The sequence below is a fragment of the Phenylobacterium sp. genome (genome assembly GCF_030697305.1).
Taxonomy (GTDB): domain Bacteria; phylum Pseudomonadota; class Alphaproteobacteria; order Caulobacterales; family Caulobacteraceae; genus Phenylobacterium.
This window is the reverse complement of sequence record NZ_JAUYQL010000011.1, coordinates 1-13,300: the sequence shown is the minus strand read 5'-3', so window position 1 is coordinate 13,300 and position 13,300 is coordinate 1. Positions and strand designations below refer to the sequence as shown.

The following is a 13,300-nucleotide window of genomic DNA, read 5'->3' as shown; positions in this document are numbered from 1 at the left end:
CCGGCTCAGCGGCCGGCGAAGTTTCCTGGACGCCGTTCAGCCACCGCGAGCACGCCCTCGGCGTAGTCATCTGTGACCCGCAGCATCGACTGTTTCTCGAACTCGATGGCGGTGCGGGCGCGGACCAGGCCGGCGAGGTCGCCGCGGATCGTCTCGCGGGTGGCGACGACCGCGAGCGGCGCGTTCTCGGCGATCTCGCGGGCTAGCGCGCCGGCGGCGGTGCGCAGCTCCTGAAGCGGGACGACCTGATCGGCCAGGCCCCACTCCAGAGCCTGGTCCGCCTTGATCCTGCGACCGGTCAGGAACAGCAGCGCGGCGCGCTGGCGGCCGATGGCGCGCGGTAAGGTCTCGGTCAGGCCGAAGCCCGGATGAAAGCCCAGCTTGACGAAATTGGCGGTGAAGCGCGCCTCGGGCGCCGCGACCCGGAAGTCGGCGATCATCGCCAGGCCGAGGCCCGCGCCGACCGCGGCGCCCTGGATGGCGGCGACGATCGGCTTCTGGGTGGCGAACAGGCGGATGCCGTTCTCATAGAGCTCGCGGATCGCCGGCATGCCGCCAGCGCCCAGGCCTGCCGAACCGCCAAGGTCGGCGCCCGCGCAGAAGCTTTTGCCGGTCGCGGCCAGCACCACGGCGCGACAGTCGTTCTCCAGATCCAGGGCCTCCAGCGCCTCGGCGAGGCCGCGGATCATCTCGACGTTGGCGAAATTGTGCGGCGGCGCGTCGATCTCCACGATCGCCACGTGACGTCCGTCGAGCGCCACGCTGACGTGAGCGCCATAGGTGTCCTTCATGGTCGAAATCCCATTCACTGCAACAAGCCGGCCGTCATCTTGGGGACCGGAGGCCGAAACCATGGCCCCACCGGGAATCCGCCGCAATCCCTTGTGAGCCTCGCTGACGCAGGCGGCGGGCGTCGCGCGCCGTGCATGGATTTCGAGTGCGGCGCCCCGGCGTCACCGCTACAACTGTGGACAAAATAGGGGAGGCGCTCAGATGTCTGTCGCGGAGTTGCTCGGTCAGGAGTTGGGATCGTTCTCGGACCTGCTGCATGCGCGGGCGTTGGAGCATGGGGACCGGACCGCCGTGGTTTGCGGCGACCAGGCGCTGACCTATGCCGAGCTGGACGCGGTGGTGGACCGAGTGGCGGCCTCGCTGCAACGGGAGGGTCTGCAACCCGGCGAGGTCGTGGCGATCTGCGTCAGCGGCTGGACCATGGAAGCGGTAGCGGCGCTGCTGGGCGCGGTGCGCGCCGGCGGCGCAGCGGCGCCGATCCCGACGTCGCTGGCGCCGCACAGCCTGGTGCTGCTGCTGAAGGATTCCGGCGCCCGGGTCGCGTTCTTCGACGCCAAGGTCTGGGAACCGATGAAGGAGTCAGGCGACGATATCCTCGCCAAACGCGTCGCGCTGGACGGCTCCGACGCCGGCGAAGCGTTCTCGACGTGGCTGGCGCCCGTCGGTGCGCGCGCAAACGAGGTCGCCTTCGACCCGGATCGTCCGTTCAACATCATCTACTCGTCAGGCACCACGGGCGTGCCCAAGGGCATCGTCCACGCCCACCGCATGCGTTGGCGTCAGTTCCGCGGCCTCGCCTATGGTGCGGACGCGGTCTCGCTGGTCTCGCTCAGCATCTATTCCAACATGGCGCTGCTCAGCCTGCTGCCGACCCTGACGCATGGCGGCACGGCGGTGGTGATGGCCAAGTTCGACGTCGGCGAGTTCTTGAGGCTGGCCGAAGGCCACCGGGTGACCCACGCCATGATGGTGCCGGTGCAGGTGCACCGGATCCTCGAGCACCCGGACTTCGACCGCCGCGACCTTTCGTCGTTCCGCATGAAGCACGTGGCCGGAGCGCCGTTCTCGGTGAACATGAAGTCAGAAGTCCTCCGTCGCTGGCCGGGCGGCCTGCAGGAGAGCTACGGCATGACCGAGGGCGGCGGCGGCACCGCCCTGGCGGCGCACGAATTTCCCCACAAGCTGCACACCGTCGGCCGGCCAGGCCCGGGCGCCGAGATCCGCATCATCGACGAGGATGGCCGCGAGGTGGCGCTGGGCGAACTGGGCGAAGTGGTCGGTCGCTCCGACAACGCTATGCAGGGCTACCACAACCAGCCGGACCGCTCGCGCGAGATCGAGTGGGTGTCGCCGGACGGCCTGACCTTCATCCGCACGGGCGATCTGGGCAAGCTGGACGAGGACGGCTTCCTGCAGCTCGTCGACCGCAAGAAGGACATGATCATCTCCGGCGGCTTCAACGTCTATCCGAGCGACCTGGAGCAGGAACTGGCCAACCACCCCGACGTCAGCGACGCGGCCGTGGTCGGCGTGCCCTCCGACCGTTGGGGTGAGACGCCGGTGGCCTTCGTGGTGCTGCGGGCCGGCGCAATCGGCGACGCCGAGGCGATGCGCAACTGGCTGAACGCACGCCTGGGCAAGACCCAGCGCGCCTCGGACCTGCAGTTCCTCGACGTCCTGCCGCGCAATCACAACGGCAAGATCCTCAAGCGAGAACTGCGCGACGCCTATCAGCCGAGCAAGACCCTGGCGTGACCGCGCACCCCGACCAGGCCGGTCTTCTGCCGGACCTGCTGGGACTGGAGTGGATGGAGGTCGGGCCGGAAAAGGTGCGCGGGCGCTTCGCGATCGCGCGCCATCACATGGCGCCGAACGGCTTCCTGCACGCCGCCTGCCTGATCGCGCTGGCCGACACCGCCTGCGGCTACGGTTGCATGGCGGCGCTGCCAAAGGGCGCGGAAGGGTTCACCACCATCGAGCTCAAGTCCAACTTCCTGGGCGCCGCGCGCGATGGCGCAATCGCCTGCGAGGCGACCTGCGCCCATGCCGGCCGCTCGACCCAGGTGTGGGATGCGGTGGTGACGCACGAGGAGAGCGGGCGCACGCTGGCGCTCTTCCGCTGTACGCAGATCGTGCTCTATCCCCGCTGACGCGAGGCGGCTTGCGCGCTCGCCCCCAGATAGCTAGGTTCCGCGCCTCGCTCGGCGGGCCGCCTTCGGTGTAGCCTGTTAGATACCCTCACGGAGAGGTGGCTGAGTGGTCGAAAGCACCGCACTCGAAATGCGGCGTACCCGCGAGGGTACCGTGGGTTCGAATCCCACCCTCTCCGCCATAGCCGCCTGATGCGCCTCGGCTGTCGCCCTAGGGCCTAAGCCTCCATCGCCAGGGCGGGGGCGTCGGCGAGGGCGGTGTCGATCGCGGCCAGCAGCAGCGCCAGATCGATCGGCTTGGAGACATGGCCGTCCATGCCGGCCATGCGGTATTCCTCGATATGATGGGCCATGGCGTTGGCGGTCACGGCGATGATCGGCGTCCTGGGCCGCGACGTCGCCAACTCGCGACGGCGGATCTCGCGGGTCGCACAGACGCCGTCCATCACCGGCATGTGCACGTCCATCAGGATCACGTCCCAATCGCCGGCAGCCCAGGCCTCGACCGCCTGGGCGCCGTCCTCGACGATTACCGGCGTGACGCCCGCGTGCTCAAGCAGCGTCTTCAGGACCAGCCGGTTGGTCGCGTTGTCCTCCGCGGCCAGGATCTGCAGATCAAGGTCGTCAAATGCAGGCGCCGCGCGGACTGGCTCGGCGTGGCCAGCGTCACACAACCGTTGGAGCGGCAGCGTCAAGGTGAAGCGCGAGCCTTCGCCCATCGTCGACTCGACGGTGATGGCGCCGCCCATCAGCCGCGTGAGGTCGCCGCTGACGGCGAGACCCAGGCCGGTGCCGCCGAACTGGCGGGTGGTCGACGCGTCCGCCTGGACGAACCTCTGGAAGAGACGACCCACCTGCTCGTTGGTCATGCCGATGCCGCTGTCGGCGATGACGAATTCCACAACGTCGCCCTGGCGGTGGATCGAGACCCGGACGCCGCCTTCCAGCGTGAACTTCACGGCGTTGGCCAGCAGGTTGTAGATGATCTGGCGCAGGCGCGCAGGGTCGCCGCGATAGGTCCCTTGCGCGGCGTCGTCGATGCTGACGTCGAAATAGAGCCCCTTCTCCTTTGCGAGGGCCGCGAGCGCCGAGTGCGGGGCCGCGACGGCGGCGGCCAGATCGAACTCAATGATCTCCAGCTCGACCTTGCCGGCTTCGATCTTGGCCAGGTCCAGCACGTCGTTGAGGATCAACAACAGGCCCTTGCCTGATTGCTGCATGACCTCGAGCCGTTCGCGTTGCGGCTCGGAGAGCTCATGGGCGGCCATAGCCTGAGCCATCCCGAGCACGCCGTTCAAGGGTGTGCGAAGCTCGTGGCTCATGGTCGCCAGGAAGGAGCTTTTGGCCCGCGTCGCGGCCTCCGAGAGGTCGCGCGCGACGACCAGATCCTCAGCCTGCCTGGTGAGGTCCGTGATATCGGTGAACACGACGATCGAACCGCCGTTGTCGGTCCGGTTGGACTCCAAGCGCAGGATGCGTCCATCCGAAGTCTCTTGGTCGAAGGTCGTAGGGCCGTCGGCCCAGCGCTCCAGCCCCGCCTCGACCCAACCAGCCCAGCCGCCGCCGCGGGTCGCCGCGGTGAGCATGATCTCGCGAAGCGTGAGCCCCTCCTCGTAAACGAGCCCGATCCCAGCCAGTTCGCGGCGATAGGCCCCGTTCCCCAGGACCAGACGATGCTCGGCGTCGAAGTAGGCCAGGGCCTGCGGCATTGCGTCGATGACGGAGCGGAACAGACGCAGCGCGTTGTTCTGAGCGCGGGATTCGCCCCACATCGTGGCGGCTCCGGCGAGGACCAGCAAACCCATCACCGCGACGATCTGGACAGCGATCAACCGATGATCGAGCACCTCCGCCGGCATGGCGACGGTAGGATCGTGACTTATGACCAGCCCCATCATGCCGATGAAATGCAGACCGCAAATCGCCATCACCATGATGGCCGAGCACAGGAACTGCCGGGTTATCGTCTGGGCCTTTTCCAAAATCCAAAGCGCCGACATGGCCAACAGGCCGCCGACGGCGATCGACATCGACACCGCAAGCGGATTCCATGTCATCACACCCGGAACCCGCAACGCCGCCATGCCGATGTAATGCATCGCGCCGACGCCGGCTGAGAAGGTCGCCCCCCAGGCCAGGATGTTCCAGGGCTTGGGCGTGTGGACCGCAGCCAGCACCGCGATCGCGCCCGCAAAGACCACGATGACGAGCGAGCCGAGGGTGCCGCTGAGTGCGAAGGACGTGGCGAGCCCTGGATCGTAGGCCAACATGGCGATGAAATGGGTCGCCCAGGCTCCCAGCCCTCCGACCACGCCCCCGAAAACCAGCCAGCCGGCATGCGGCGCCGTCTTAGGCCGGGCTCCAAGCATCGTCAGACGCAACGCTGTGCTGGTCGCAATCGCGCAGACCGCGACCGCGAGGGCCACGAGCCACCAATTATGATGAGACATCAGGTGCAATTCGGAGAACATTGTCATCGCTCGGTTCTGACATAACGGGCATCTTGGGTGTAAAAATGGAATAAAATATCCCTGCGATTATTCGACGCAGATGGATTATTGCTACGTATTCATACACGATTTCTGATTCATATCTGTATATAATCTACAGGAATAAAATTCCATGCGCTATGATGTTCAATAATATTTTGAAATATAATCTACTTTCATATAATTATATTACAACATCAGTGAATATTATTATGCGATGTTTTAATATTGTAAGTAATAATAGAAGTTACATGCCTTGATGTTGTTTGATTTTTCTATGTAAAAAGCACTTCTATAGTGCAACGTAAGCGCATTATCCAACCCGCCGACGTCAGATGCTGTGCAGGGTGAGCGGGCGCCGGGATCGCGACGGGCGGCGGAGCGCCTCGGACTCTGCTGTTTGACGCAGGGATAGGCTCGACGCAGGGCGCGGGCGATATTCTAGTGCGCGGGTCAAAATTCCAGGATCGACGCGATGACCGACCATGCCCGCTATCCACACCTGTTCACGCCGATGGACCTGGGGTTCACGCAGCTGAAGAACAGGGCCGTCATGGGCTCCATGCATACGGGGCTGGAGGAACTCGCCGACGGCTTCGAGCGGCAGGCGGCGTTCTTTGCCGAGCGGGCGCGTGGCGGGGTGGGGATGATCATCACCGGCGGCGTGGCGCCCAACGATGAGGCCGGCCCCGGAAGCGCGCTGACCACGCCGGCCGAGGCGCAGGGCCACCGGATCGTCACCGAGGCGGTTCACGCCGCAGATCCGGACGTCAAGATCTGCATGCAGATCCTGCATGCGGGCGCATTGGCTCGCACGCCCGACTGCGTCGCCCCCTCGGCGGTGCGCTCGCGCATCGGCTCCTACATGCCCAACGAACTGGACGAGGCGGGGATCGAGAAGCAGATCCGCGACTTCGCCAACTGCGCGGCGCTGGCCCAGTCGGCCGGCTACGACGGCGTGGAGATCATCGGTTCGGCCGGCTATCTGCTGTCGACCTTCCTGGTGGAGAAGACCAACCTGCGCACCGACCGCTGGGGCGGCAGTTTCGATAACCGTATGCGGCTGGCCGTGGAGGTGGTGCGCCGGGTGCGCGAGGCGGTAGGTCCGAAGTTCATCGTCATCTTCCGCATCCCGGCCATGGACATGCTGGAGGGCGGCCTCGCCTGGAACGAGGTGACGGCGCTGGCGCAAGGCGTCGAGGCGGCGGGGGCGACGATCATCAGCACCCATTTCTGCTGGCACGAGGCCCAGGTGCCGACCATCGCCACCATGGTGCCAAGGGCCGCCTTCACCCAGGTCACCGGCCGGCTGCGGCAGGCGGTGAAGTCCCCGGTGATCACCAGCAACCGCATCAACATGCCCCAGGTGGCCGAGGACGTGTTGGCGCGCGGCGACGGCGACCTGGTGTCGATGGCCAGGCCGATGCTGGCCGATCCCGACCTGGTGGCCAAGGCGCGCGACGGGCGCGAAGACGAGATCAACACCTGCATCGCCTGCAACCAGGCCTGCCTGGACCACGGCTTCACTGGGCGGTTGGTGAGCTGCCTGGTCAATCCGCGCGCCTGCCACGAGACGGAGCTGAACTACCCCGCGGCGGAACAACCCCGACGCATCGCCGTGGTCGGCGCGGGTCCCGCCGGCCTGGCCTACGCCACGGTCGCAGCTCAGCGGGGGCACCAGGTGACGTTGTTCGAACAGGCCGACGAGATCGGCGGACAGTTCAATCTGGCGCGCCGCATCCCCGGCAAGGAGGAGTTCGACGAGACGCTCCGCTACTACCGCCGGATGATCGACACCCTGGGCGTTGAGTTGCGGCTGGGCGTGGCCGTGGATGCAGGCGCGCTGGAGGCCGCGGGCTACGACGAGGTGGTGGTGGCGACCGGCGTCGAGCCGCGCACCCCGGACATCGACGGCGTCGACCATCCCAAGGTGGTGGGCTACGTGGACGCGATCCTCGGCCGGCGACCCATCGGTCGGCGGGTGGCGATCATCGGCGCGGGCGGCATCGGCTTCGACGTGGCCGAGCTGATCACACACGCGGGAACGTCGGCCGCTTTGGACGTCGATGTGTTCGCCCGCGAATGGGGCATCGATTTCGCCAACCATCCGCGCGGCGGCGTGACCGGGGTGGCGCCTCAGGTGGCGTCTTCGGGCCGCGAGGTCGTGCTGTTGCAGCGCACGGCCGACCGGCTGGGACGCACGCTGGGCCGCACCACCGGCTGGACCCATCGCCTGACCCTGCAGCGGCGCGGCGTGCGGATGATCGGCGGGGTCGAGTACGTGAAGGTTGACGACGCCGGCCTGCACGCCCGCGTCGGCGGCGAGGACGTGCTGTTCGAGGTCGACACGGTGATCATCTGCGCCGGCCAGACACCCAAGCGCGAGCTGTATGACGCTCTGGCGGACGCCGGCAGGCGCGCGGTGCTGGTCGGCGGCGCGTTCGAGGCGGTGGAGCTGGACGCCAAGCGCGCGATCGATCAGGCGAGCCGGCTGGCGGCGGTGGCGTGAGCACCGGCGGAGCGGGCGCCGTAGCGCCGCGGACGAACGACGAGCAACAGGTGCTGGCGGCGGAGTTGCGTCGACGCGCGGCGATGATCGCCCTGGACGCAGCGACGCTGGAAGCGCTGCTGTCCGACCGGCTGCTGCATATCCACACCCATGGCCAGATCGAGACCAAGGCGGAAGTCATCGCGAGCCTTGGACGCACGATGCGTTTCATGGCGTTCGAACCGCTGAAGCCGGAGACGGTGGTGGTCGAAGGTGACGTCGCCGCGGTGACGACGGAACTGGCGGTGGCGATCGCGCGGGCGGGCGAATCCCAGGCCGCCATCAACCTGCGAACCTGCATCAGCGCAGTCTGGACGCGCACGCCGGCCGGGTGGCGGCAGCTCGTCTATCACGCGGCGCGACTGACAGACTGAGAGCGCCTTGCGCTGCGCTGCATCAATTTTGCACCACCGGCTGTGAACTTTCGACCCAGCGCGGCAGTATTGCCGGCTCATGGAAGCCTGGCCTTGCGCGTCCTCCGCGGACGTGTCGAAGGTTGGGTGGGGCTGTGATGAAACTGTACGCAAAGATCAAAGGCTGGCGGTTGCGTGGCGTCGCGGTGACGTTCGCAATGATGGCGCTCGCGCTTCGCGCGGCGATCCCTGCCGGCTTCATGATCTCTGTCGAAGACGGCGCGCCGCGGCTGATCCCCTGCGTCGGCGAGCTGCCCGGCGCGGCGTCGTCCGGCAGCCACATGACGATGGGCGTCGAGATGGCCGACATGGCCGTCGCGTCCACGCCTCACGGCCACAAAGGCGATCCGGACGGCAACAAGGACGTCTCGCGCTCCCATAGCGAATGCGTGTTCGCCGGCCATGGCGCAGGCGCGCCCGCGCCCAGCCTGATCGCAGAGTCCACCGAGGCGCCCACCCTCTACGTCGCCGATACCCCGTCCGCCGCCTGGCGCGACATCATCCCGGGACGCGGTCTGTCCGCGCCGCCGCCCCCTGCCCGAGGCCCTCCAACGATCTGAGCAGATCTGCGCCGTCTAGGGCGCGGACACCGCTCGGCCACGCGCCGCCCGCTCCGTCCTGACGGCGCGACGGCGACGCCGGCTCGTCATCTCAGATCAATCGGCCGTAGCGCTCTCCCGCGCCGGCTCAAGGACTCGACTCACATGAAGACCCTCCTTCTCGCCGGCGTGGCCGCGCTCGCGCTGGCCGCGCCGGCGCTCAGCCACGCCGCCGAAGCCGATCGCGGCTACACGGTCGACAGCGTCATCGTCACCGCCACCCCGAACAGCGAAGACCCGCCCGTGGTCGCCGAGGCGCGCGCGCGCCTCTCCGAGACACCGGGTTCGGTCGCCGTCATCTCGGCGGAATCCTACAAGGCCCGCTTCACGCCGAACCTCGCCGAAATCCTGCGCGACGTTCCTGGGGTCTATGCCGAGAAGAAGTGGGGCGGCGACCTGCGCCTGTCGATCCGCGGTTCCGGCATCGGCAACTCGACGCACAATCGCGGCCTGCTGCTGGCCCAGGACGGCGTGCCGTGGAATGAGGCCGATGGCTTCGGCGACTTCCAGCTCGTCGATCCGATGATCGCCCGCTACACCGAGGTCTATAAGGGCGGCAACGCGCTTCGCTTCGGCGGCTCGCTGCTGGGCGGTGCGATCAACATCGTCACCCCGAGCGGCCGCAACAACGGCGCCGAAACTCTGGTCCGTGCGGACGGCGGCTCGTTCGGCAACTACCGTGTCCACGCCGAAGCGGCGCGGGTGTGGGGCGATTGGGACGGATTTGCGGGCGTCACCGGGGCCGAGCAAACCGGCTTCCGCCAGAACTCGGACGGCCAGCAGCAGTACTTCTCGATGAACGTCGGGCGCAGCTTCGGCGACGAGAACGACATCCGTCTGATCATCAACTCCGGCTACGTCCACCAGGAGATCAACGGCGCGGTCACCCTCGCGTCGGCGCTCAACACGCCGAAGCTCGCCAACCCGATGAACCTCGCCCAGAACTACCAGCGCGACATGGGTACGGTCCGCGGCAGCCTGCAGAGCCACTGGCGCCTGTCGGAATCCACGACACTGGACTCGGGCCTCTACGGCACCTGGAAGCAGCTCGATCACCCAATCTTCGCGGTCGTCGACCAGGAGAGCCGCAACTGGGGCGTCTTCGGACGCTTCAACTGGAAGGGCGAACTGGGCGGCAAGCGCGCTGACGCCTTCTACGGTCTCTATGCACGGACCGGCGACAACGACGCCCGCCAGTGGGTGAACGTGCGCGGTTCGCGCGGCGCCCTGACCGCGAAGGCCAAGCAGAACGCCAAGGCCTTCGACGTCTTCGGTGAAGGCCGCCTGTTCGTCACGGATCAACTGGCCCTTGTCGCCGGCGGCACCTACGGCCAGGCCAAGCGCGACTACACGGGCTATCGGGTTCCGGGCCAGGCGGCGACATTCGACGCCAACATCAAGGCCGACTACGACTGGTTCGCGCCGCGGATCGGCCTGCTGTGGGAAGGTGAAGGCGGCACCCAGGTGTACGCCAACGTCACGAAGTCGGTCGAACCCCCGAACTTCAGCGCCCTGGCGCCTCAGGCCACCGGCTTCACGGCCTTGAAACCGCAGGAGGCTTGGACCGGCGAAGTCGGCGCGCGCGGCAAGATGGGCCCGCTGACCTTCGACGTAGTGGTCTATCGCGCCGAGCTGCAGCACGAGTTGCTGACCTTCCAGGTCAACCCGGCGTTGGGCATCCCAGCGGCGACCTTCAACGCCGGCGACACAATCCACCAAGGCGTCGAGGCCGGCGTCGACTGGCAGATCGCTGAAGGCCTGCGGCTGAAGCAGACCTACACCTGGAACGACTTCAAGTTCGACGGGGACAAGGTCTACGGCAAGAACCAGCTTCCGGTGGTGCCTGAGCATCTGTATCGGGCCGAGCTGCGCTACCAGAACGCGGCCGGCTGGTTCGTCGCGCCCAGCGTGCAGTGGACCCCGAAGGATGCCTGGGTCGACTACGCCAACACGCTGAAGGCGCCGTCGTTCGCCCTGCTGAACCTGAACGCCGGGTGGAGCTTCGACAACGGGATCAGCGTCTTCCTGGACGCGCGCAACCTCACCGACGAGGCCTACATCTCGAACTTCTCGGCGGTGACCGACGCGCGCATCCCGGGCGTTTCGACAGCGGTGTTCTTCCCCGGCGAAGGCCGCTCGGTGTTCGGCGGGATAGCCTACGCGTTCTAAGCCCAAGGACCCGTCCGGACCTGTCGCACACGCGGCGGGTCCGGACGGCGCTCTCCTGAACACAGGAACACGCCGATGAACCGCCGTGACTTCCAGATCGCCGCCGCGGCGGCGGCCGCCGCGGCCCTGCTGAGCGAAGGCGCCCAGGCCCAGGGCATGCACGCCGAGATGTTCCACCCCAAGCTGGAAGGCCCACCGACCCAGGTCGCCATGGTGATCTTCCCCGGGTTCGTGACCCTGGACCTGATCGGGCCGCACACCTTCTTCAAGGCGCTGGGCAATGTAGAGGTGCGGCTGGTTTCGGCGGACGGCGCGCCGGTGCGATCCGACACCGGGCTGATCTATCCGGCGGACGCGAGCTTCGCCACCTGCCCCAAGGACCTCGACATCCTGTTCGTGCCGGGCGGCCTGAAGGGTTCGATCAAGCAGATGCGCGATCCCGCCACGCTGGATTTCCTCGCCGACCGGGGTGGTCGGGCCAAGTACATCACCGGCATCTGCACGGGCACGCTGGTGCTGGGCGCCGCAGGATTGCTGAAAGGCTACAAGGCCACCGGCAACTGGCAGGTGCGCCAACTGCTGCCGCTGATGGGCGCCGAGCTGGTCCCCGATCGCGTGGTCATCGACCGCAACCGCATCACCGGCGCGGGCGTCACCGCGGGAATCGATTTCGGTCTGCAGATCGTCGCCATGCTGCGCGGCGAGCCCTATGCGCGGATGCTGCAGCTGGTGTTCGAGTACGACCCGCACCCGCCGTTCAACTCCGGCAGCCCGACCACCGCCAGCAAGGCGTTGGTCGACCACCTGATGACCAGTCGCGCCGCCGACATCGAGGCCGCACGTCTGGCCGCGGTCGCTTCGCCCGCCGGCTGACGGGAACGGATCTGCGGTTCGCCGATTCCCTCGTTCTCAAGCGAAGGAGAGCCCCATGCCCCGCGAACTCATCGACACCGGCACAGACAAGCGGTTCGTGCGCCGAGACGACAAGGGTCAGTTCAAGGAGGTCGTCGACGTCGGCAAGTCGCTGTCTGCCGACGCCCGCCAGAAGGCCAAGACCAAGGTCAAAAAGGGCGACGGCGACCGCGGCGACCGTTGAGGATCGCCACGTACAACGTGAATGGCGTCAACGGCCGGCTGGTCAACCTGCTGGACTGGCTGGCCGACACCGCCCCGGATGTCGTCTGCCTGCAGGAGCTGAAGGCGCCGCAGGAACGCTTCCCTCTGGCTGAGATCGAGGCTGCCGGCTACGGGGCTATCTGGCACGGGCAGAAGAGCTGGAACGGCGTGGCGATCCTCGCCCGCGACGCCCAGCCGATCGAGACGCGACGCGGGCTGCCCGGCGACGCGCAGGATACGCAGAGCCGTTACATAGAAGCGGCGGTGGGCGGGGTGATCGTGGCCTGCCTCTACGCGCCCAACGGCAATCCGCAGCCGGGCCCGAAGTTCGAGTTCAAGCTGGCCTGGTACCAGCGCCTGCGCACGCACATGCAATGGCTGGCCTCGACGAAGCAGCCTGTGGTGGTCGCCGGAGACTTCAACGTCATGCCCACCGACCTAGACGTCTACGCGCCGGAACGCTGGGTCGACGACGCGCTCTTCCATCCGAAGGTTCGCGAAGCCTATGCGCGGCTGCTGGAGGACGGCTGGACCGATGCCGTCCGCGAGCTGCATTCTGGCGAGCGCATCTACACCTTCTGGAAGTACCTGCGGAATGCACTGGCCCGAGACGCCGGTCTGCGCATCGACCACCTGCTGCTGAGCCAGTCGTTGAAGCCGCGGCTGCAGGCCGCCGGCGTCGACCGCGCCTATCGCGAGCGCGAGAAGGCCAGCGACCATGCGGCCACATGGATCGAGCTTTCGGAAACCTGACCCAGCTCAGGCGGTCAGAGCCTGCAGGGTTAGGGCATTGGCCGCCGCCGCCCCGTACATGGTGTTGTCGAAGATGCACCAAATTTCCTGCGCCTTACACGCCGCCAGGCGAACCGCGAGAGGCTGGAGCGCCGCGGCGTCGTAGTCGGAGGCGTACATCCGCGGCGAGCCATGCAATCGCCAGTAGGCCAGACCCGACCATCCGCCCGGCGACGCCGCCAGCGGATGCGGCGCGGGGTGGGCGGCCACGCGGGCGATGCGATGGGCGATC

12 protein-coding genes and 1 tRNA gene are annotated in these 13,300 nt (G+C 67.2%); 10 read left to right on the top strand and 3 right to left on the bottom strand.

The window, feature by feature from the left end; translation table 11 throughout:
• Window positions 1–5: 5 nt before the first annotated feature.
• On the bottom strand, window positions 6–791 hold the full coding sequence (locus tag Q8R27_RS01285) for an enoyl-CoA hydratase/isomerase family protein (RefSeq protein ID WP_305697307.1): 786 nt from the start codon (window positions 789–791) through the stop codon (window positions 6–8).
• Between the two features lie 202 nt (window positions 792–993).
• Here Q8R27_RS01285 and Q8R27_RS01280 point away from each other — a divergent pair, with 202 nt between their 5' ends.
• The 3 genes from Q8R27_RS01280 to Q8R27_RS01270 all read left to right on the top strand — a co-directional run bounded on the left by Q8R27_RS01280 (window position 994) and on the right by Q8R27_RS01270 (window position 3,124).
• Window positions 994–2,547, top strand: coding sequence for a class I adenylate-forming enzyme family protein (locus tag Q8R27_RS01280; protein ID WP_305697306.1), 1,554 nt, complete (start codon window positions 994–996; stop codon window positions 2,545–2,547).
• Entirely contained in the window at window positions 2,544–2,942 is a 399-nt protein-coding gene (locus tag Q8R27_RS01275) for a PaaI family thioesterase (protein ID WP_305697305.1), read from the top strand. The genes Q8R27_RS01280 and Q8R27_RS01275 overlap by 4 nt, the downstream gene beginning before the upstream one ends.
• A gap of 92 nt (window positions 2,943–3,034) precedes the next feature.
• Window positions 3,035–3,124, top strand: a tRNA-Ser gene (locus Q8R27_RS01270).
• Between the two features lie 36 nt (window positions 3,125–3,160).
• On the opposite strand, the gene Q8R27_RS01265 is transcribed toward Q8R27_RS01270, so the two are convergent.
• On the bottom strand, window positions 3,161–5,368 hold the full coding sequence (locus Q8R27_RS01265; protein ID WP_305697304.1) for an ATP-binding protein: 2,208 nt from the start codon (window positions 5,366–5,368) through the stop codon (window positions 3,161–3,163).
• Window positions 5,369–5,906: 538 nt separating this feature from the next.
• On the opposite strand from Q8R27_RS01265, the gene Q8R27_RS01260 reads away from it, so the two are divergent.
• From Q8R27_RS01260 to xth, 7 genes are all read left to right on the top strand, one after another.
• Complete coding sequence (locus tag Q8R27_RS01260; protein WP_305697303.1) at window positions 5,907–7,940, top strand: NADPH-dependent 2,4-dienoyl-CoA reductase; 2,034 nt, start codon at window positions 5,907–5,909, stop codon at window positions 7,938–7,940.
• A complete protein-coding gene (locus tag Q8R27_RS01255) occupies window positions 7,937–8,353 on the top strand; it encodes a nuclear transport factor 2 family protein (RefSeq protein WP_305697302.1) in 417 nt (138 codons plus the stop codon). Before Q8R27_RS01260 ends, Q8R27_RS01255 begins: the two co-directional genes overlap by 4 nt.
• A gap of 137 nt (window positions 8,354–8,490) precedes the next feature.
• Window positions 8,491–8,952, top strand: a complete 462-nt coding sequence (locus tag Q8R27_RS01250) for a hypothetical protein (RefSeq protein WP_305697301.1) — start codon at window positions 8,491–8,493, stop codon at window positions 8,950–8,952.
• Window positions 8,953–9,096: 144 nt separating this feature from the next.
• Complete coding sequence (locus Q8R27_RS01245) at window positions 9,097–11,160, top strand: TonB-dependent receptor domain-containing protein (RefSeq protein WP_305697300.1); 2,064 nt, start codon at window positions 9,097–9,099, stop codon at window positions 11,158–11,160.
• Window positions 11,161–11,235: 75 nt separating this feature from the next.
• Window positions 11,236–12,033: a DJ-1/PfpI family protein gene (locus tag Q8R27_RS01240; RefSeq protein WP_305697299.1), complete on the top strand. Its 798-nt coding sequence runs from the start codon at window positions 11,236–11,238 to the stop codon at window positions 12,031–12,033.
• 55 nt (window positions 12,034–12,088) lie between these two features.
• Complete coding sequence (locus Q8R27_RS01235) at window positions 12,089–12,256, top strand: hypothetical protein (protein WP_305697298.1); 168 nt, start codon at window positions 12,089–12,091, stop codon at window positions 12,254–12,256.
• On the top strand, window positions 12,253–13,029 hold the full coding sequence (gene xth / locus Q8R27_RS01230; protein ID WP_305697297.1) for an exodeoxyribonuclease III: 777 nt from the start codon (window positions 12,253–12,255) through the stop codon (window positions 13,027–13,029). The genes Q8R27_RS01235 and xth overlap by 4 nt, the downstream gene beginning before the upstream one ends.
• Window positions 13,030–13,035: 6 nt before the next feature.
• Here the strand turns inward: xth and Q8R27_RS01225 are convergent.
• On the bottom strand, window positions 13,036–13,300 hold a 265-nt coding region (locus tag Q8R27_RS01225), incomplete at its 5' end, for a DUF72 domain-containing protein (protein WP_305697296.1).